At 73.2% G+C, this 20,101-nt stretch carries 17 protein-coding genes; 7 read left to right on the top strand and 10 right to left on the bottom strand.

Annotated elements, in window-relative coordinates; genetic code table 11:
• Nucleotides 1-75: 75 nt before the first annotated feature.
• The 5 genes from RZ84_RS32245 to RZ84_RS32225 form a co-directional block, all read right to left on the bottom strand.
• Nucleotides 76-1,383 (bottom strand): NAD(P)/FAD-dependent oxidoreductase, encoded by a 1,308-nt coding sequence (locus RZ84_RS32245; RefSeq protein ID WP_043267988.1) that lies wholly within the window; start codon nt 1,381-1,383, stop codon nt 76-78.
• Complete coding sequence (locus tag RZ84_RS32240; RefSeq protein WP_043267986.1) at nt 1,380-1,574, bottom strand: ferredoxin; 195 nt, start codon at nt 1,572-1,574, stop codon at nt 1,380-1,382. Before RZ84_RS32240 ends, RZ84_RS32245 begins: the two co-directional genes overlap by 4 nt.
• Nucleotides 1,575-1,665: 91 nt before the next feature.
• Nucleotides 1,666-2,895 (bottom strand): cytochrome P450, encoded by a 1,230-nt coding sequence (locus tag RZ84_RS32235; RefSeq protein WP_043271491.1) that lies wholly within the window; start codon nt 2,893-2,895, stop codon nt 1,666-1,668.
• A gap of 241 nt (nt 2,896-3,136) precedes the next feature.
• Entirely contained in the window at nt 3,137-3,757 is a 621-nt protein-coding gene (locus RZ84_RS32230) for a TetR/AcrR family transcriptional regulator (RefSeq protein WP_043267984.1), read from the bottom strand.
• 198 nt (nt 3,758-3,955) lie between these two features.
• A complete protein-coding gene (locus tag RZ84_RS32225; protein ID WP_043267982.1) occupies nt 3,956-5,227 on the bottom strand; it encodes a CapA family protein in 1,272 nt (423 codons plus the stop codon).
• Between the two features lie 179 nt (nt 5,228-5,406).
• Between RZ84_RS32225 and RZ84_RS32220 the strand changes: the two genes are divergently transcribed.
• Together RZ84_RS32220 and RZ84_RS32215 are read left to right on the top strand one after the other, a co-directional pair.
• Nucleotides 5,407-6,363 carry an aminoglycoside phosphotransferase family protein gene (locus tag RZ84_RS32220; RefSeq protein WP_043267980.1) on the top strand — a complete coding sequence of 319 codons (957 nt, stop codon included), beginning with the start codon at nt 5,407-5,409 and terminating at the stop codon, nt 6,361-6,363.
• A gap of 58 nt (nt 6,364-6,421) precedes the next feature.
• A complete protein-coding gene (locus RZ84_RS32215) occupies nt 6,422-7,213 on the top strand; it encodes an alpha/beta fold hydrolase (RefSeq protein ID WP_052230314.1) in 792 nt (263 codons plus the stop codon).
• Between the two features lie 428 nt (nt 7,214-7,641).
• Here RZ84_RS32215 and RZ84_RS32210 read toward each other — a convergent pair whose 3' ends face one another.
• Nucleotides 7,642-8,784 carry a glycoside hydrolase family 88 protein gene (locus RZ84_RS32210; protein WP_043267978.1) on the bottom strand — a complete coding sequence of 381 codons (1,143 nt, stop codon included), beginning with the start codon at nt 8,782-8,784 and terminating at the stop codon, nt 7,642-7,644.
• 410 nt (nt 8,785-9,194) lie between these two features.
• On the opposite strand from RZ84_RS32210, the gene RZ84_RS32205 reads away from it, so the two are divergent.
• Complete coding sequence (locus RZ84_RS32205) at nt 9,195-10,037, top strand: nitroreductase/quinone reductase family protein (RefSeq protein ID WP_043267976.1); 843 nt, start codon at nt 9,195-9,197, stop codon at nt 10,035-10,037.
• A 25-nt stretch (nt 10,038-10,062) separates the two neighbouring features.
• On the opposite strand, the gene RZ84_RS32200 is transcribed toward RZ84_RS32205, so the two are convergent.
• Nucleotides 10,063-11,625 carry an AMP-binding protein gene (locus RZ84_RS32200; RefSeq protein WP_043267975.1) on the bottom strand — a complete coding sequence of 521 codons (1,563 nt, stop codon included), beginning with the start codon at nt 11,623-11,625 and terminating at the stop codon, nt 10,063-10,065.
• 615 nt (nt 11,626-12,240) lie between these two features.
• Between RZ84_RS32200 and RZ84_RS32195 the strand changes: the two genes are divergently transcribed.
• Entirely contained in the window at nt 12,241-12,816 is a 576-nt protein-coding gene (locus RZ84_RS32195) for a TIGR03086 family metal-binding protein (protein ID WP_043267971.1), read from the top strand.
• 105 nt (nt 12,817-12,921) lie between these two features.
• On the opposite strand, the gene RZ84_RS39370 is transcribed toward RZ84_RS32195, so the two are convergent.
• Complete coding sequence (locus RZ84_RS39370) at nt 12,922-13,092, bottom strand: hypothetical protein (RefSeq protein WP_157878972.1); 171 nt, start codon at nt 13,090-13,092, stop codon at nt 12,922-12,924.
• A gap of 412 nt (nt 13,093-13,504) precedes the next feature.
• Here RZ84_RS39370 and RZ84_RS32190 point away from each other — a divergent pair, with 412 nt between their 5' ends.
• Nucleotides 13,505-14,929 (top strand): lipase maturation factor family protein, encoded by a 1,425-nt coding sequence (locus tag RZ84_RS32190; protein WP_043267969.1) that lies wholly within the window; start codon nt 13,505-13,507, stop codon nt 14,927-14,929.
• Here the strand turns inward: RZ84_RS32190 and RZ84_RS32185 are convergent.
• Nucleotides 14,823-15,911, bottom strand: a complete 1,089-nt coding sequence (locus tag RZ84_RS32185) for a tetratricopeptide repeat protein (RefSeq protein WP_043267967.1) — start codon at nt 15,909-15,911, stop codon at nt 14,823-14,825. The genes RZ84_RS32190 and RZ84_RS32185 overlap by 107 nt on opposite strands.
• Nucleotides 15,912-16,156: 245 nt before the next feature.
• On the opposite strand from RZ84_RS32185, the gene RZ84_RS32180 reads away from it, so the two are divergent.
• A complete protein-coding gene (locus RZ84_RS32180; protein WP_043267965.1) occupies nt 16,157-17,332 on the top strand; it encodes a lactonase family protein in 1,176 nt (391 codons plus the stop codon).
• A 95-nt stretch (nt 17,333-17,427) separates the two neighbouring features.
• Nucleotides 17,428-18,834: an amino acid permease gene (locus RZ84_RS32175; protein ID WP_043267963.1), complete on the top strand. Its 1,407-nt coding sequence runs from the start codon at nt 17,428-17,430 to the stop codon at nt 18,832-18,834.
• A 152-nt stretch (nt 18,835-18,986) separates the two neighbouring features.
• Here RZ84_RS32175 and RZ84_RS42430 read toward each other — a convergent pair whose 3' ends face one another.
• Nucleotides 18,987-19,679, bottom strand: a complete 693-nt coding sequence (locus RZ84_RS42430; protein WP_043267961.1) for a LysM peptidoglycan-binding domain-containing protein — start codon at nt 19,677-19,679, stop codon at nt 18,987-18,989.
• Nucleotides 19,680-20,101: the final 422 nt, after the last annotated feature.

Genomic DNA, 20,101 nt, shown 5'->3' with positions numbered 1-20,101 from the left:
GCCTCCATGATCGGGCACGGTGCGCCGAGGCCGGACACCGTCCCCCGTCACCGGCCGCCTCGGCGGGCGCCCCGGTCAGCCGGCGGCGGTGGCCGCCGCGACCCGCTCGCGGGCCTCGTCCCAGGGGACGGGGGTGGCGACCACCGCGCGCAGCGCCCGGATCTGGCGCGGCGGGACGCCGGCCGCGAGCACGCCGACGGCGTTGCCGTCGCGTCCGTAGAGCGCGACGGTGCGGCGCTCCGCGCGGTCCAGGACGGTGGTCTCGACCCGGTCGGCGCCGGCGGTCAGCCCGTACGCCTGGATCTTGAGGGCGTACTGGTCGGACCAGAAGTACGGCACCGGTGCGAAGGGGCGGCGCTCCGCCGGGGTGTCGCCGGGGTCGTGGACGCCCTCGACGGCCAGTTCGGCGAGCAGGTTGCGGGCGGCGGCCATGCCCTGCTCGGTGGCGTTCATCCGGTGCTCGAAGCGCAGCGGCCGGCCGTGGACCGGGTGGTCCCAGCGGGCCACGTCGCCCGCGGCGTAGATCCCGGGCGCCGCGGCGCAGTACGCGTCGCAGCGCAGCCCGTCGGAGGTGTCCAGGGCCGGGTCGGCGAGCCAGCCGACGGCGGGCGCGGAGCCGATGGCGAGCAGGACGAGGTCGGCCGGCAGCAGGCTGCCGTCGGCCAGCCGTACGCCGCCGACCCGGGCCGGGGCGCCGTCCTCGGCCGCGGCGAACCCGGCGACCGCGCCGGTCACCATCCGTACCCCCTGGGCACGGTGCTCCTCGGCGAGCAGTTCGCCGACCTCGGTGCCGACGGCGGCGGCCATGGGGACCGGATCCCGGCCGACCAGGGTGACATCGTGGCCCAACTCCCGTGCCACCGCGGCGGCTTCGCAGCCCAACACGCCGTTGCCGACGATGACGAGCCGGCGCGCCGCCTCCGCCAGGCCGGCCCGCAGCGCCAGCGCGTCGTCCAGGGTGCGCAGGGTGTGCACTCCGGCCAGGCCGTCGGCCCCGGGCAGGGTGCGGGCGGCGACTCCGGTCGCGATGATCACGCCGGCGCAGGCGAGCCTCCCCCACTCTCGACCTTGCTCGAGCGGGGGGACTCCCACACCGCCGTCGAGAGTGAGGGTGCGGGTGACCGCGTCGAGCCCGGTGGCCCGGGTGCCGAGCCGGAGGTCCAGGCCGAGCGGGTCGAGCTGGTCCCGGGTGCGCAGCAGCAGCCGGTCCGGCTCCCAACTGCCGTGCAGCAGCTGCTTGGACAGCGGCGGCCGGTCGTAGGGCAGCTGCTCCTCGTCGCCGATGAGGACCAGCGGACCGCGCCAGCCGGAGCGGCGCAGCGCCTCGGCGGCGGCGAGCCCGGCCGCCGAGGCGCCGACGACGGCGATCGGCCGGGCGCTCACTCGTGCACCTCGATGACCGCGGCGGGGCAGATGGCGGCGGCCTCGCGGACCGCGCCGTGCTGGTCGGCGGCCGGCTCGGCGTCGAGGAGCACGACCACGCCGTCCTCGTCACGCTGGTCGAAGACCTCGGGGGCGATCAGCACGCACTGGCCGGCGGCGCAGCACTTGTCGGCGTCAAGAGTGATCTTCATGGCAGGGGCTCCGTAGGGGTCGTCAGGTGGTCAGGGATCGTCAGGTGGTCAGGGGTCGTCAGGGATCGGGGTAGCGGTGCCTGGTGCCGTTTCACCAGGTCACGGGCAGCGCGTGACATCCGTAGATCGCCATGTCGGTGCGGAACGGGATCTCCTCGACCGGCACCGCGGGCCGCATCGCCGGGAAGCGGCGCAGCAGCGTGGCGATGACGACCTGGAGTTCTACGCGGGCCAGCGCCTGGCCGAGGCACTGGTGGATGCCGTAGCCGAAGGCGACGTGGTGCTGGGCGTTGGGCCGGCGGACGTCGAGGCGGTCGGCGTCGGCGAAGACGCTCTCGTCGCGGTTGCCGGACGGCACCGCCGCCACGACGCCCTCGCCGGCCCGGATGAGGCGCCCGCCGATCTCGACGTCGACGGTGGCGACCCGGCGCGGGCCGTTGCGGATGATGCTGTGGAAGCGCAGCAGCTCTTCGACGGCGCCGCGGATCAGCGCGGGGTCCCGGCGCAGCTGCTCGGCGGCCTCCGGGTCCCGCATCAGGGTCAGCGCGCTGAGCCCGATCATGTTGGCGGTGGTCTCGTGCCCGGCGACCAGCAGCAGGGCGGCGAAGGCGGCGACCTCGTCGTGGCTGATCTCGCCGGTCCGCTGCTGTTCGGTGATCAGCCGGCCGAGGATGTCGTCGCCCGGGTCCGCCTCCTTGGCGGTGACCAACCGGTCGAGGTAGTCGCGGAGTTCGACCCGCGCGGCCTCGCGCTCGGTGTCGGTGACGGTCCGCGACAGCAGGGTGCCGGTGAGCCGCTGGAAGATCTCGTGGTCGTCGTACGGGACGCCCAGCAGCAGGCTGATGACGAGCGACGGCACCGGCAGCGCCAGCGCCTCGACGAGGTCGGCGGTGCGCCCCTCGGTCCGCTCCAGCACGTCGCACAGCTCGTCAGTGATCCGCTGGATCTCCGGGCGCAGCGCCTCGACGCGCTTGACCATGAACTCGCGGGTGACCATCCGCCGCAGCCGGGTGTGCTCGGGCGGGTCCATGCGGATGAAGCCGCGGTTGCGGGTGCTGGCGCCACCGGTCATCCCGCTGAGCGGATAGCCGTGCAGGGTGGTGTCGGAGCTGAAGCGGGTGTCGCCGAGGATCGCCCGGATGTCCGCGTAGCGGGTGGCCAGCCAGGCCCAACTGCCGTCGGGGAGCGAGATCCTGGAGATCGGCTCCTCGGCGCGCAGGGCGCCGAACTCGGCCGGCGGGTCGAACGGACAGCCCTTGGGCGGCTCCACGGGCAGCGGTGCCGGGGCGGGGGGACGTGCGGTGTCGATGGTGTCGGTCATCTCGGTCATCTCGCTCCTCGCGCGCACACCGGGAGGGACGTGCGCCATGAGTCGATCGTTCGCCTAACAAGCGTAAACTTACACATGTATTGAGCAAGTAAGTGTGCCGGGGGTGGCGAACAGTCATGGGGACCCGGAGGAGGCGGGCGTACGCGAACGCCCCCGGCCGGCGAGGGACCAGGGGCGGAGAGGGAGGGAAGAGGAAGAGGGAGGGAAAGGAGAGGGAGGCGGAACCCGGGGGTCAGTGCTCCAGCAGCAGTTGGAGGATCTCGTCCACGAACCGGTCCAGCCGGCTGGTGTCCTTGCGGCTCGGCATGACCTGCCAGATCATCACCCGGCCGTGCACCGCGGACCAGAGCAGATACGGCGCCTCGGCGCGCGACCCGCGCACCTGCCAGCCCGCCTCCTCGCAGGCGGTCAGCGCGCTGTGCCAGCTGCGCACCAGCAGCCCCGCCGGGTGGCCGGCGAGCCGCTCCGGGCCGACCGGGGTCTGCCGGGTCTCGTAGAGCAGCCGGTAGTTGGCTGGGTGCGCGATGGCATAGCGGCAGTACGCGCGCAGCTGGGCGCGCAGTCGGTCCACCGGGTCGTCCGGGTCCGCCTTCGCGGCGGCATCGGACATGGCGCGCGCCAGCCGCTCGTAATTGACCTCCAGCGTCGCCCAGACCAGCTCGGTCTTGTCGGCGAAGTGTCGGTAGATGCTGGGCGCGGCGACGCCGGCCTCCCGGGCGACCGCGCGCAGCGACAGCGCGTCCTCGCTGCCGACCTGCTCCAGAAGGCGCTCGGTCGCCCGCAGCAGCTCCTCCCGCAGGCGCTCGCCCTGTCCGCGCGGGTTACGGGGCCGGACGGCCGCACTCTCGCTCACTGCCCTCCAGTCCTTCCCGGTCGTGCCGACGTGGACCTTCGACGGGGTCCGTACTCCTTCACCAGGGTTTCACACCGGTGCCGCGGACCGTACCCGAGGACCGGCCCGGCCGGTAGCGCGGACGCCGCCTCACCTGCCCCTCCGCGGCCCGCCGGCCGCCGCGCCCCGGCCCGGCCGGACGAACCCGCCGACCGCGCGTCACCTGCCCATGACCAGTCCGTCCTGCTGTGCGCCCCGGCTCAGCACGATGCTCCGGATGGTGCGGCCAATGGGTTCGAGGTCCCGCCGGCCGGTCTTGATCGCCTGGTTCACGTTGATCACCCGGCCCGCCCTGGCGTCCCACCACAGCGGGACGAATTCGGCCTTGGTGATCTCCCAGCGACCGCCGGTCGTGGCCGGGGGTGTGAAGGTGAACCGAGCGGCGGTGCTCATGTTTCCGCGCTCGTCGTGTGTGCTTCCTCCGATGAGGTCGCCCAGCCCGAAGGCGACCCACGTACCGCTGCCGTGCGCCTCGGCCGCTGTCCGCCGGCCGTCCCGTGTACGGTCCGTTCCGGTCCCGTCGACCTTCTCGTACGGCTGCGGGGTGTGCGTATGGCTGCCGATGATCAGGTCGATGTCGGGGCGGCCGTCGGTGCGGGCCGCGGTCAGGGCGCGGGCGAGCCGGAGCTGCTGCCCGTCCGGCGCGGTCCGGTGTTCGGTACCCCAGTGGGCGCTGACGACCACGATGTCGGCGCCCGCCCGGCGGGCCGCCCGGGCGTCGGCGACGACCTTCCGCGGGTCGAGCAGGTTGGCGGCCCAGGGCACATCGAAGGGGCGCTCCGCGCCGTCGGTGCCGTAGGTGTACGAGAGCTGCGCCACCCGCGCCCCGCCCGGGGCGCGGAGCAGGGCCGGGCGGGCGGCCTCGGCGGCGCCGCGGGCCGAGCCGGTGTGCCGCAGCCCGACCGTGTCCAGCACGTCGAGGGTGTGCCGCACCCCCGCCACGCCCTGGTCCAGGACGTGGTTGGAGGCGGTGGCGCAGGAGTCGAAGCCGGTCGCCTTCAGCGCGGTGGCGACCTGCGGCGGGGCCTGGAGCTTCGGATAGCCGGTGAAGGGGCCGTCCAACGTGCCCAGCGGCGACGCCAGATGGCACAGCGCCAGACCGGCGCCGTGGATGACCGGCCGCACAGCCCGGAGCATCGGCCGGAAGTCGTAGCCGCCTTGCACCGGGGCGTCGTCCTGCGCGGTGCCCAGCGCCTCGGGGTGGGCGGGGATGACGTCACCGGAGGCGACCAGGGTGAACGGCCGGGCGGGAGCGGCTGCGGCGGTCCGGGCACCCGCGCGCCGGTGCTGCGCCCCGGCGGCGGACGGCCGGGCGGCGTGGTACGCCGGGCCGTGCCGCAGGGTGCCCGGCGGGGCATCGGCCCGACTGCCGCAGCCGACGGCCAGCGCGGTGAGCAGGACGGCCGCCGCACACCGTGTGAACGCGCTCATGTCCGACAGATACCAGCCACTTCGCGCGGGAATTTCACCGCGAGCCGTGGTGTCCGGCGCTATCCCTCGTACGGCCGCGGAGGCCCGGCCGGGGCAGCGGCCCGCCGTGCGGCCGGCGCATGGTCCGGCGGCCGGCGCACGGTCCGGGGGCCGGCCGCCGGCCCCGTTAGGCTGCTCCGATGCCGCACACCTCACAGGATCACGACCGCTTTCCCGCCGGGCTGCCGGTGCTGACCGAGATGGGGCGCACCGCGTCGGGGCGGGCCTGGCTCGACCGGCTGCCGGGGATCGTCCGGGACATCGAGGAGCGCTGGGAGCTTCGGCTCGGCGCGCCGGTGCACGGCGGCAGTTGCTCGTGGGTGGCGCCCGCGGAGGGGCCCGACGGCGTACCGGCGGTCCTCAAGGTGACCTGGCCGCACCGCGAGGCCGCGGGCGAGGCGCCGGCACTGCACGCGTGGGGCGGCCGGGGCGCGGTGCGGCTGCACCGCTGGGACCGCGAGCGGGGCGCGCTGCTGATCGAGCGCTGCACCCCGGGCACCCCGCTCGGCGACGCCCCGCTGCCACCCGACGGGCAACTCGCCGCCGGTGCCCGCGTCCTGCATGACATATGGTCCCAAATCCTGCCGGATGAAGGCCGGTTGGAGCCCCTGGAGCGGATGGATGCGGTGTGCGCCGAGTGGGCGGAGCTGCTCCAGGAGCGGATGCGGCGACTGCGGCCGGGCTACGACCCGGGGTTGGTCGCGCTCGGCGCCGAGCTGCTGCGCACGCTGCCGGCCGGCGCCGCCCGCGAGGTCGTGGTGCACGGTGACGCCAACCCGGGCAACGTACTGGCCGCAACCCGCCTTCCCTGGCTGGCCATCGACCCCAAGCCGATGGTCGGCGACCCGGCGTACGACCCCACGCCGCTGCTTCTCCAGATCGACGACCCCTTCGAGCACCCCGACCCCCGGCCGGTGCTGCGCGACCGGTACGCGCTGGTCGGCGAGGTGCTCGGGGAGGATCCGGCGCGGCTGCTCGCCTGGTCGGTGGCGCGCGGGGCGGAGAGCGCGCTGTGGAGCGCCGACCATGGCGATGTGGCGGGCGGGGAAACGGAGTTGACCGAGGTGCGGGTGCTGGCGGAGCTGGCCGGACTGTGACCTTCCCGGGGCGCGGCGGCCCGCCAGCCGGAGCCGTCCGCCCATAGGGTGCGGAAGCATGAACCGTGAACCACTGCATGTGACGGTGTGGGACAAGGCGACGCCCGGCGCGCCGCGGGCACTGCTGGTGCACGGCACCCTGAGCTGGGGCACCGATTGCTTCGCCGGGCAGCGCCCGCTGGCCGAGATGTTCCGCCTGGAGCTGGTGGACCGGCGCGGCTTCGGCGACAGCCCGGACACCGACCGCGGCGACTATGCGGTGGACGCCGAGGATCTCGCCCAACTCCTCGGCACCGGTGCCCACTTGGTCGGCCACTCGTATGGCGCGGTGGCCGCGATGCTGGCCGCCTCGGCCCGGCCGGAGGCGGTGCAGTCGCTCACCCTCATCGAGCCCTCGCCGCTGCGCACCGCGGCCGGGCCCCCCGTCGTGGCGGCGGCGCTGGAACGGCTCCGCGCCGCCGTCGAGGGCGGCGCCGGGGCGGTGGAGCCGAGTCCGGAGGAGTTCCTCAGGCAGTCCACCGTGCCGTACGGGATGCCGATGCCCGAGACCACGCCACACCGGCTGCGCGCGGCCCGGTCGGCGATGCGCGAACGGCCCTCGTGGGACGCCCGGATCCCGCTCGGCCCGCTGGCCGGGGCCCAGATGCCGAAGACCGTCGTCAACGGGACCTGGGAGACCGCGCACCCGCGGTACCGCGCGTTCATCGGCGATGCGCTGGCCGCCTGCGGCGAGTACCTGGCGGAGATGATCGGCGCGCGCCACGTGCGGGTACCGGGCGCCGGCCACGCCCCGCACCGGGATCAGGCCGAGGCGGTGAACGACGTCCTCGCCCGGCTGTGGCAGAGCTGAGCCGACCCACCGGTAGCGGGCGCGGCGCTCACACCTCTCGATGCCGAAGTCCTGGACCAGCGCCTCCGGTCCGCCCTCGCAGCCCCTGCCGTCGAGAACGAAGTCCCGGTCCCGCCCGCCCGTTGACGGAACGAGCCGAGAACCGGGCAGCATCCGCACCGACTCGGCCCCGTCCCTGGCCCCCGCTCCGGCCCCGGCCCCGGCCCCGGCCCCGAGCGAGGTGGCGGTCGGCGACGTCGATCCGCACCGGCTCGCGCCGGCCGCGGAGTTGGGTGCCGACGCGGTCCTGGACGTCGCCCGGCAGCCGCCATCCGCGAGCGAGTGCGAGCCCACCGTGCTGCTGAAGTGCTCGGGCTCCGGCCCGGCGATCGGCGACGCGGTACGGCAGGTGGCGCGCGCCGGCCGGGTGGTAGGTCCCGTCCCATGGGTCAGCCGCCCAGCGCGGCCATTTCCGTGCCCGCCAGCAGAAAGCCCCCGACGCCGAAATCGGCGGTGGAGTCATAGGTGACCGGCTGGCCCGACTCCGGCCGGTCACCGGTGCTTTGGACATATCCCAGAAAACCGTCGGGATGGACCGCGGTGGTCACCATCGCATTCCACGCGCGGGCCGCCACGGACCGGTAAAGGCCGGACGGGACGACGCCGGTGCGGACCGCGTACGCCATCGCGAACGTGAAGAGGGCGGTACCGCTGGTCTCCGGTCCGGGCAGCTGCCCGGGGTCGGCCAGGTTCACATTCCAGAACCCGTCCGGTCTCTGCACGCTCCGCAGCGCGGCCAGTTGGCCGGCGAACGCCCGGCGGTACCCGGCCACCGGCGCGAAGGTGTCCGGCAGCACCGCGAGCACCTTGGCGTACGCGCCCGCCACCCAGCCGTTCCCGCGCGACCACAGCACCGGCTTGCCGTCCGGGGACGCGATCCCGCCCGGCAGGAACCGCTTGTCGCGGTACCACAGGCCGGTGGCGCGGTCGTGGAGGCCGGGCCCGCCCTCGGCGCTCTTGGTGTGGGTGTAGAGGGCGTGCATCGCGTCCCAGTAGGAGCGGTCGTCGCGCAGCGCGCCGAGCCGGGCGAACGGCGGCATCGCCATGTGCAGCGCGTCGTCCCACCACCAGTCGTCGTGCCGCTGCGCCGAGGTCTCCACCATCCGCCGTACCGACTCCTCGATGGCGGCGATCTTCGCCTGGTCGGGGGCGGGGCCCAGGGCGTACAGGTCGAGGTAGACCTGGCCCGCGCAGTGGTCGTCGGCATGCCGGGTGGCGACGCCGTTGTGCAGGCCGTACCCGTGCTTCTCGGCCCAGCCGCGCGCATGGGCGAGGTAGCGGGGCTCGCGGGTGAGGCGGTGCAGCGCCATCAGCCCGCTGAAGAAGGTGGCGCGGGCCCACCGGTTGTCACCGGGGTCGGGGTGCGCGCCGATCCAGTGGTCGGCGACCCGGCGCAGTACGGCGACGGTCGAGGCGCGGGCCGGCGGCCGGTGGTCGGGCAGCCGGCCGGTCGCGGCGGCGGCCGGGCGTGCGGGAAGTGCGGTGCCGGCCGTGAGTGCCGCGCCGGTGGTGAGGAATTGCCGACGTTCCATGAAGACATCCCTCCGGGACTCATGCATTCATGTACACGAACAGCGTTCTGCCACATGATGAACGGCGAGGACATGGTGGCAGTCAACTCCCGTCGGCGGAAGGGGAATCCAGGCCCGTCATTGCCTTTACGGAATTCGCCCCTTACCTTTGTCACCGTGACTACCGGGTCGGCCATGGGCCACGAGCGAGTGAGGCACCCGGTCACTTCGTGACCGTGCGGCGGGTGAGAGACCCGCCCCCCTTCCCCTCGCCTCTGCATTCCGCGCGTATCGCGCGCGTCTTTCTTCCTCCACCACGGGCACAGCCCCGCGCCGCCGTTCGCAGCGCGCTGCCGCGTGGTCAATTCCCCCCTGCCGTGCACCAATACACCCTGCCCAAAAGGCATTTCCACCTGGAGACCAACACCCTTATGCCCAACCCCTTCAATCAGCAGGTCATCGACGAGTTCCGCGCCCACCACGGGCGGGTCGGCGGCCCCTTCGAGGGCGGCCGGCTGATCCTGCTGACCACCACCGGAGCCCGCTCCGGCGCCCGGCACACCACCCCGGTGGCCTACCTCCCCGACGGCGCGGAGCGCATCCTCGTGATCGCCTCGGCCGGCGGCGCACCGCACCACCCCGACTGGTTCCTCAACCTGGTCGCCCACCCCCGTGTCACGGTCGAGAACGGTGTCTTCACGTACGAGGCCGAGGCCGTCGTCCTGGAAGGCGAGGAACGCGACCGGGTCTTCGCCCGCGCCGCCGAGGCCGACCCCGGGTGGGCCGCGTACCAGGACAACACCACCCGCGTCCTCCCCGTGGTCGCGCTGACCTCGGTCGAGACGGGGCCGCCGAACTTCGCCGGGGCGACACCCGGCGAGACCATCACGATCCTGCACGACGCCTTCCGCCGGGAACTCGCCCTGATCCGCAAGGAGGTGGCCGATGCGGGCCCGGCGCTCGCCGCCCAGCTGCGCGTCAACTGCCTGACGATCTGCCAGGGACTGCACAACCACCACGCCGGCGAGGACCGCGCGATGTTCCCGCTCCTCCGCGACCGGTGGCCCGAACTCGCCCCGGCCCTCGACCGCCTGGACGAGGAGCACCGGAAGATCGCGGCACTCCTCGACGAACTCCAGCAGGTGATATCGGGCGACGGCGCCGAGCCCGGCCGACTGCTCGCCGAGGTCGACCGGCTGACGGACGCCCTGGAAGCCCATCTCGCCTACGAGGAGGAGCAGTTGATACCGGTACTGGACGCGATGGCTCGCTGAGCGGCGGGCGACGGCCACCGCACGCTCAGATCAGACCGCCGCGTCCGTCCCAATAGGGCTCCCGCAGCTGCCGCTTGAAGAGTTTCCCGGACTCGTCCCGCGGCAGTAGCTCCTCGAACACCACGGCCCTGGGCACCTTGTACCCGGCGAGCCGCTCCGCGACATGGGCGCGGACCGCCGCGGCGCTGAGCAACACGCCGGGCTCGGTCTCCAGATGGGCGGCCAGCACCTCGCCGAACTCCTCGTCGGGTATGCCGAACACCGCCACGTCCCGCACCCCCTCCAGCGACAGCAGACATCCCTCGATCTCCGCCGGATAGATGTTGACGCCGCCGGAGATCACCATGTCGTTGCGCCGGTCGCTGAGATAGAGGTAGCCGTCCCCGTCGAGATGCCCGATGTCTCCGATGGTGACGTATCCGGGGAGGCCCGGCGCCTCCATCGTGGCGCGCTTGTCCGGGTCGCCGAGGTAGGTGAACCGGGGCCAGTCGTCCGAGGGTTTGAGGTAGATCTCGCCGGTGGAGCCGGTCGGCAGCGGCTTCCCGGCGGGATCGAGGACGACCACCCCGCAGGTGCCCTCGGCACGGCCGACGGTGCCCGGGTGGGCCAGCCACTCGGCGCTGTCGCACCAGGTCACCGCGCCGGTCTCGCTGCCTCCGTAGTACTCCCGCAGCACCGGCCCGAGCCAGTCGATCACGGCGTGTTTGACGTGCGGCGGGCAGGGCGCGGCGGCGTGCACGACGGAGGTGAGCGAGGACACGTCGTAACGCTCGCGGACGTCCTTGGGCAGCCGCAGCAGCCGGACGAACATGGTGGGCACCATCTGCACCTGCTGGATGCGGTGCCGTTCGACCAGCCGCAGGAACTCCTCGGCGTCGAAGCGCGGCATCAGCGTGATGTCCAGCCCCGCGGCGAGCGCGAGCACCGCGTGCTGGCTGGGGGACGCGTGGTAGAGCGGGGCGGGGATCAGCGTACGGCCGCCGGGCGCGACGGCGAAGTACTCCAGGAAGGACTCCACCGCCGCGGCGAGCCGTTCCGGGCCCACCGGTTCGCGGAGAACTCCCTTGGGGCGGCCGGTCGTTCCGGAGCTGTAGATGACGGTGGGCGGCCTCTCCTCGGCGGGCCGCGACAGTGGCTGATACGCCATCAGCCAGTCGTCCAGGAGCGGGTGCCGGCCGGTCGCGGCCGGGACGGCGATCCCGCAGGCGGTCGCGACACCGGGCGGCACGGCGGCCTCGATGATCCGTACGCCGTCGGGGAGCACGGCGGTCACCGCCGGCAGCAGATCGGTGTGGACGAAGACCACCTTGCTTCCGCTGTCGGTGAGCACATGCCGGAGGTCGTCCTGCCTGAAGTGCCAGTTGACGGGGACCGCGGAGGCGCCGAGCTGGGCGGCGGCGGCCGTGATCTCCAGGTACGCGGGCTCGTTGCGCAGCACCACGGCGATCCGGTCGCCCGGAGCAACTCCCGCCGCGCGCAGACCGGTTGCTATCCGTCCGGCACGGTCGAGGAATTCCGGATAGCCGCGTTCATGTCCCGCGGAACGGATGGCCGGGGCGCCGGCGGCGGAGCGGGCGGCGGCTTCCATGGTGCCTCCATCGAGTGCTGCCAGGACCGGCACGCTCACCGGTCCGGCCCATTGAACAGCCAACTCGGGGCGGCCCACCAGTGCGCAGGGCGCCATCCGTTCCCCGCCGTGGGGGGGGACCGGTGTTCGGGGTGGGCCCCGACCCCGGGTTGGTGGTGGGTGCCGGGTGCGGGGCCTCCGGGGTGGGTGTTCGGACTGCTTCGCTTTACGCTCCGCTTCGCTTCGCCTTTGCTCTTATTCGAGCCTTCGGAAGCAAAGCCCGAACACCCACCCCTCCGGCCCCACACCCTCCCGCCGGAGTTCCGGGTCCCCACCCCTGGGGGGGATCAGGACAAGACAGGCCCCGGGTTGCTCACGCCCGACCCGCGCTTCTGGCCACAGGGGCACCACGACGGCCCGGAAGTCCTCATCCCCCTCCGGGCGGGGGCGCGCATCGCCGGCGGGAGGGGGCGGGCCGGAGGGGGTGGGTTTCCGGACGTAAAGCGAAGCAGTCCGGAAACCCACCCCCGGAGGACCGACCCCGCCACCCACCACCGACACAAGGCGCCCCCGCCCACCACCCCCTCCGCTCCACCGACGCGCAGCCCCCCGTGGCCGCTCCTATCCTCAAGGACCATGAACTACAACGAGGTCCTGCGCACCCACGGCGAGGCGCTGAAGCTCTTCGGGTCCCGGGTCCATGCCGTCCAGGAGGATCAGTGGGAGGCGCCCACGCCGTGCACGGAGTGGTCGGTGTTCGATCTGGTGAACCACCTCACCGCCGAGCAGCTGTGGGTGCCGCGCCTGGTGCGGGACGGGGCCACCATCGCCGAGGTGGGGCCGGATTTCGACGGTGACCAGCTCGGCGAGGATCCGGTCGGGGTCTGGGACCGGGCGTCGACGGCCGCCATGGCGGCGTTCGCCGAGCCGGGCGCGCTGCACCGCTCGGTCCACCTCTCGTACGGCACGGCACCGGCCGACGCGTACTGCTCGCAGATGACCGCCGACGCCGTGGTGCACACCTGGGACCTCTCCCGCGCGATCGGCGCCGACGAGCGGCTGCCGGACCATCTGGCGAAGGCGGCGCTGCGCGAAGTGGAACCGTACGCCGAGGCGCTGGAGGGTTCCGGGCTGTTCGCCGCCCCGGTGGAGCCGCCGGAGGGCGCGGACGACCTGACCCGGCTGCTGTGTCTGCTCGGGCGTCAGCCCTGACCCGGAGCGGGGCCGGGGCCGGGGCCGGCGGAGCGCGACCGCCGGGCGCTCACCGGGAGCCGGGCGCTCACCGGCGATCGGGCCGGCGAGCGCCGCGGACCGCGGTCAGTCGATACCGCGGAAGATGTGCGGTTCGACGGGATCCTCCTCGCAGCCGGCGAGACGCACCGGGGCGCAGCGATCCCAGGCCTCAAGGTTGCGGACCTCCTTGATGCGGCCGGGGCGCTCGCCCTGCTTCGATCGGGGCTGCTTGTTCTGAGCCTTGTGCAAAGCCACCACGCACTCCTTCATCGAGGTATTGGTTCCGACGCGGTGGCGCCTTGTTCACAGACCGGGAGGTCGGCCAGGGTTCGTGGCGTTCCCGCGACGGGCCAATGGTGTTGGCGTCTCCCAGAAGGGCGTCCGTCGCCCTCCAGAATATCGACGCCCCTCGTGCGCCGCTCGACTTTTTCCCGGCGTTACACGCATGTCACGGGAACCGGAAAAAACCGGCCCCGTGTGCGACAAGGGCCCCGGGGCGAGGCATACGGTGCGTCACTCACCCGATTGGCAGCCCGCGGACCTGCCGGAACGGCCGGGTTGCCGGGTTCGCCCGCTTCCGTAGGCTGGGAAGATGGCGCGCTCAGCGGGGGCCGCCCTCCCGCGCGCCGCGTCCTGCGCGGGTGGCGGCAGTGCTACCCATGTGCGCGTGGAATGGTTCTCGGATCCTGGTTCCTGGCTCGGGCGGCTGGTCTTCCAGCGGATGCTGGCGGCGCTCTACTGCGTGGCGTTCGTCGCGGCGGCCCGGCAGTTCCGGGCGCTGCTGGGGGCGCGCGGGATGCTGCCGATCCCCGACTTCGTGGCGCAGGTGCCGTTCCGGCTCTCGCCGTCGGTATTCCAGCTGCACTACTCGGACCGGTTCTTCGCGGCCTGGGCCTGGGGCGGCGCGGTGCTCGCGGCGGGGGTGGCGGCGGGCGCGGCGGACGCGGTGCCGCTGGGGGCGGCGATGGCCATGTGGGCGGTGCTGTGGGTGATGTATCTGTCCGTCGTCAATGTGGGGCAGACCTGGTACGGCTTCGGCTGGGAGACGCTGCTGCTGGAGGCGGGAGCGCTGGGGGTCTTCCTCGGCAATGCCGATACCGCTCCCCCGGTGCTGGTCATGTGGCTGCTGCGCTGGCTGCTGTTCCGGGTGGAGTTCGGGGCCGGGCTGATCAAGATGCGCGGTGACCGCTGCTGGCGCGATCTGACGTGCCTGGACTACCACCATGAGACCCAGCCGATGCCGGGGCCGCTGAGCTGGTTCTTCCACCGGCTGCCGAAGCCGCTGCACCGGGTGGAGACGGGCGCCAACCACGTCGCCCAACTGGTGCTTCCGGTCCTGCTGTTCACCCCGCAGCCGGTGGCCGGGTGGGCGGCCCTCGGGATGGCCGCCACCCAGCTGTGGCTGGTGCTGTCCGGCAACTTCTCCTGGCTGAACTGGATCACCATCGCGCTCGCCCTGTCGGCCGCCGCCCCGCTGTGGGCCGGTCCGCCCTCGTCGCCGGGTGCCCCGCCGGTGTGGTTCGAGGTGCTGGTCATCGCCGCCACGGCGGGCGTCATCGGGCTCAGCTACCGTCCGGCGCGCAACCTGGTCTCCAGGGGGCAGCTGATGAACACCTCGTTCGAGCCGCTGCATCTGGTCAATTCCTACGGCGCGTTCGGCAGCATCACCCGGGTGCGCCGGGAGATCGTCGTCGAGGGCACGGAGGACGCGGTCAGCGGGCCGGACACGGTCTGGAAGGCGTACGAGTTCCACGGCAAGCCCGGTGATCCGTCCCGTCTGCCCCGCCAGTTCGCCCCGTATCACCTGCGGCTGGACTGGCTGATGTGGTTCGCGGCGCTGTCGCCGGCCTATGCGCGGTCGTGGTTCCTGCCGTTCGTGGCGCGGCTGCTGGAGAACGACCGGGACACCCTGCGGCTGCTGCGCCGCAATCCGTTCCCGGATCTGCCGCCGGCGCGGGTGCGGGCCCGGGTCTTCCGCTACCGCTTCACGACCTGGCGGGAACTGCGGGAGACCGGTGCGTGGTGGCACCGGAGTGCGGAGCGGGAGTTCCTGCCGCCGGTGTCGCGGTCAGCTCTGTTCGGAAGGCGATGACCATCTCGCGCGCGTGGCGCAGCCCGATGCGGTCGAAGTCCCGTTCCAGCAGGTCGAGTTCGGCCAGGGTTTCGGCGCGGTCGCGGCCCAGGCGGGCGCGGGACTTGGCCAGGCCCAGCCGGGAGAGCGCCTCGCCGCGCGGCTCGTGCATCTCGGTGAACTCCCGCAGCGCGAGGGCGTAGGTGTCGCGGGCGGCGGCGTAACGGCCGGCGCGGTAGAGGACGTTGCCGCGCATCTTGTGGTTGTAGGCGAGCGCGCTGGCCAGGTCCATGGTGCGGCAGATGGTCTCCGCCTCGGAGAGCAGGGCCAGCGCCCGGTCCGGCTCGCCGCGGACGGACAGCACGTCGGCTATGCCGCGCAGCGACCAGGCCCGGCCGCGGGCGTCGTCACCCTCGGTGGCGATCCGGGCGGACTCCTCGAACAGCTCCAGGGCCTTGTCGTAGTCGCCGGTGTTGCGGTGCATCTGGGCGATGCCGGACATCGCCCAGACCATGTGCCGGGCCTCGCCGTGCGCCCGGCCCTGTTCGAGCAGCTGCTCGTGGAGCTCGGCGACCGCGGCGTAGTCGCCCTGGATGCGGCCGGTCTCGGCGAGGCCGGCGAGGGAGTAGCCGTGCGCCAGCCGGTCGCCGCTGTCGGCGGCCAGCGTGACGGCGTGGCCGAGCAGCCGGCGGGCGAGCGGCAGGGTGCCGCACTGGCGGGCCAGGGTGCCGCCGCTCCACAGCGCCCACGCCATGGCGGCCGGGTCACCGGTGTCACGGGCGCTGCGGTAGCTCGCCCGCCAGGCGCTGCCGGCCGCGTCCACCCGCCCCAGCCGCCGGTTGGCCTCGGCGACCGCGAGCTGGGCGCGGGCCCGCTCCAGCGCGGTGTCCGCGTCGGCGAGCGCCCGGTTCGCGGTGTCCAGCACCTCCTCGTACGAGGAGTTCACGCTCAGTGCCGAGCCCAGTTCGCCCTGGTACTCCGGGGCGAATGCCTTGCCGTACATCAATCCCTGGCCTCTCGATCATCTGTTTGCCTTGACCACGAAACTACGAGGTGGCAGGGGGCCGGCGAATCCGTCCGCGTACGGGTTGTGAGGTACGACTGGAGTGCTACGGGTGGGGGTGCCGGTCATCATCGGGATGTACGGGGCCGTCGGGGTTCGATGTGCCGATGGGGCGTCAAGTGCCGCCCCCTTGCGGGGGTATGGGGCGCGGGCCACCCTGGCAACTCCGGCACCGGAGGTGTGGCATGGGCGAGGCGGCGGCAACGGCGCGCGGCGGATTCGGCCGGCGGCGGTTTGTGACAACGGTCACGGCGGGCCTGGCCAGGGCGGCGGTCCTGGCGGCCGGGGACCCCGCCGCCGCGCGGACGCCACGGCGCGGCCGGCCGCTGTTCCTGGGGAGGTACACCTCCACCCCGGGCGGCGGCACCGGCGTCGGGCTGGGCCGCTACGACCCGGCCACCGGTGCGCTCACCGCCACCGGTGTCGTCCCGGGGGTCGCCGACCCGTCGTATCTGGCGCTGGCGCCGTCCGGCCGGACGCTCTACGCCGTCGACGAGCAGCAGGCCGGCGCGGTGACCGCGATCGCGCTGCCCTGGGGCGCGGGCGGCCCGCCCGTGGTGCTGGGCGGCCGGTCGACCGGCGGGGCCGGGCCGTGCCATCTGTCGGTGCATCCCCGCGGGCGCTGGCTGCTCAGCGCCAACTACCTGTCCGGAAGCGTGGCGGTCCATCCGATCAACGGGTGGAGCGGCGCGCTGGGCGAGCGGACGGATCTGGTGGTCCACACAAGCCCGCCGCCCGGTCCCGGGCAGACCGGGCCGCACGCGCACCAGATCATCACCGCTCCGGACGGCCGCCATGTGCTCGCCGTCGACCTGGGGAACGACACCGTCTACACCTACCGGCTGGACGAGCGGGCCGGGACGCTGGCGCCGGTGTCGCGGGCGGCGCTGCGGCCGGGCGCCGGGCCCCGGCATCTGACCTTCCACCCCTCCGGTGCGTGGGCCTATCTGGCCAACGAGGTGGACAACACCGTGGTGGTCTGCGGCTACGACCGGCGCGACGGGCGGCTGGTGCCCGGGGCGCCGCAGTCCACCGGGACCGGTGCGGGCGTCAGCTATCCGGCACAGATCCTGGTGACCGGCAACGGCCGGTTCGCCTTTCTCGCCAACCGCGGCCACAACAGCCTCACCCGTTACGCGGTGGAGGCGGGCGGGGCCCGGCTGCGACTGCTGGACACGGTGCCGGTGGGCGGGGACTTCCCGCGGCAGATCGCGTTCTCGCCGGACGAACGGTGGCTGTTCGCGGCGAACCAGAAGTCGGGGTCGGTGACGGTGTTCTCGGTGGACACCCGGACCGGGGCGCTGGCCGCCGCGGGCCCGCCGTTCGCGGCCCCGGTGCCGGTGTGCGTACTGCCGCTCTGAGGGCCGCAGCGGCTCCGGGCCCGGCCGGCTGAGCCGGCGCGGCCGAAACACTGCGGCAACAGCCCCGCAGGATGGGCGGGTTAGCGTCGCCCTTCATGAGCACGGAAACGGCACAGGGCGCCGGAACGGCGGCGGGCACACCGGCACCACCGGCGGGGCCGGGGCTCCGGCAGGGCCTGCAGCGCCGCCATATGCGGCTGATCGCGCTGGGCGGGGTCATCGGGGCCGGGCTGTTCGTCGGCAGCGGTGTGGTCGTGCGGTCCGCCGGGCCGGCCGCCGTGCTGTCCTTCCTGGCCGCCGGCACGCTCACCGTACTGATCATGCGGATGCTGGCCGAGATGACCGTCGCCCGGCCGGCGCAGGGGTCGTTCTACGTGCATGTGCGGGAGACCCTGGGTCCGCGCGCGGGATTCGCCGTCGGCTGGCTGTACTGGTACTTCTTCGTCATCGTGGTCGCCGTCGAGGCGGTGGCGGGCGGCCGGATCGTCCGACTCTGGCTTCCCGGCGCCCCGTTGTGGGCGGTCAGCCTGGTGCTGATGGCACTGCTGACCGCGACGAACATGGTGTCGGCGCGCTCCTACGGCGAGTTCGAGTACTGGTTCTCGTCGGTCAAGGTCGTGGCGATCGTGGTGTTCCTCTTCCTGGGGGCGCTGTACCTGCTGGGGCTGTGGCCGGGGGCCCACGGCGGCGGGCCGGCGCAGCTGACCGCGCACGGCGGCTTCGCGCCGCACGGCGTCGGGGCGGTGCTGGCCGCCGTCGTGCCGTGCGTCGGCTTCTTCACCGGGGCGGAGATCGTGACCATCGCGGCGGCCGAGTCGATGGAGCCGGAGCGGGCGGTGGCGCGGGCGATCCGCTCGATCGTGCTGCGCGTGGTGGCGTTCTACGTGCTGTCGGTCTTCGTGGTGGTCGCGGTGGTGCCCTGGACGTCGCGGGCGGTCGAGGTCAGTCCGTACGCGGCGGTGCTGGAGCGGCTGGCGGTGCCCGCGGCCGGTACGGTGATGAACGCGATCGTGCTGATCGCGGTCCTCTCCTGCCTGAATTCCGCGCTCTACACCTCCTCCCGGATGCTGTTCGCGCTGACCCGCAACGGGGACGCGCCGCGCGGATTCACCAGGCTGAGTGCGAGCGGGGTACCGCGCCGGGCGCTGCTGGCCGGGACCTCGGTCGGCTATCTGTCGGTGATCGCCGCCTGGATCTCGCCCGATGTCGTCTTTCGGTTCCTCATCAACTCCTATGGCGCCATTGCCCTGTTCGTGTATCTGGCGATCGCCGTGGCACAGGTCCGGATGCGGCGCCGGCTGGAGCGCGCGGCACCGGAGCGGCTGACCCTGAAGATGTGGCTGTTCCCGTGGCTGAGCTGGGTGACCGTCGGGCTGATGGCGGCGGTGATCGGGGCGATGGCCGTTCTGCCGGACAGCCGGGCGCAGTTCTGGCTGAGCCTGCTGACGCTGGCCGTGGTGCTGGCCGCGTACGAGATCCGGCGGCGGGTGCGGCGGAGTTGAGAGCGCGCGGGCAGGCCGTCCGCGGCGCCACGGACGGCCCGCATTCCCCCATGCACACATTCCGGAATGTCCCGGGGTTCGCTCCCTGAATTCATTCTTCCGAATATTCGGAGCCAAATGCACTCAGGTTCCGGTCAGCCGGTGGCGGATTTTCAGAGGTGCAGCCGGATGCCCGGAAAAATGAGGTTCGGGTCCTCGCCGATCACCTGGCGGTTCTGCCGGTAGAGCTCCCGCCACGGCTTTCCGTGGACGGCCGCGATACCGCTCAGCGTATCGCCGTCATTGACCACGACAGATCCGATCGCCAGCCGGTGCCGCTCCTTTTGGTAGGGATTTTCCTGGGGGTGCGAACGGTGCGTCCGACTGCGGTGCGGCTGGGCCTTCTCGTGCTTCGGCAGGGTGTGCGGCGCGCCGCTGCGGGCGAGGCCGCCGAGCCCGAGCGAGGCCGAGCAGGCCGGCCAGGCGCCCCAGCCCTGCCGGGCCAGCACCCGCTCGGCGACCTGGATCTGCTGCTCCCTGGTCGCCCGTGAGGCCCGGGCCGCGTAGGCCCCGCCGCCGTAGGAGTGCCAGGTCGCGTGGGTGAACTGGAGGCCGCCGGAGAACCCGTTGCCGGTCTCGATGCGCCAGTTCCCGCCGCTCTCGCACCGGGCCAGGCGGTCCCAGTGCGAGCCGCTGACGGCCTCGGCGGGCTCCTCGGCGGTCAGGTTGAGGACGCCGGCCGCCAGCAGGACGGCGGCTGCGGTGACGCCCCGGGCCCCCAGGCCGCGCAGCAGTTCACCGCGTTCGCCCGCTTCCCTTGCCCGGTTGCCGGGCACCTGCGATTCCGATACCTGCGAGATTTCCATGTGCCTGCTCCCGTCGCTTGTTCCTTACCTACCGAGATTTCCCTCGCGGGGATATTCCGGGGATATTCCGGAGAATTCCGCGAGTTCTGCGAGTTCTGGGTTTCCGGCTGACGTTTCGGTTTCTTCGCGGCGTCGTGAATTTGCCGAGTAAGAGACAACCACGGCCGGAGTTCGCATGGGCAGAGCGCGCGGTTGCGCCTTCGCCGGCCGCCCTGCCCCCTCACCGCCGAAAGGGGTACGGAATCCTCCGCATGGCGCGCGGACCCGGCGGGTAGGGGCGCACCCCTCGCGCCCCGGGGACCCGGGAGCCGGAAAATTCATACACCCGTTCGACCTGGAGCGATCGCGCCGAGCGCATCCGCCGGCCTCGGTGCATATGCGCGGCGGGGGCTGCACACACCGCGCACGGACCGCCGGGCCGG

The organism is Streptomyces sp. CT34, assembly GCF_000805335.1.
GTDB lineage: Bacteria > Actinomycetota > Actinomycetes > Streptomycetales > Streptomycetaceae > Streptomyces.
This window is presented reverse-complemented; position numbering and strand designations above follow the sequence as displayed.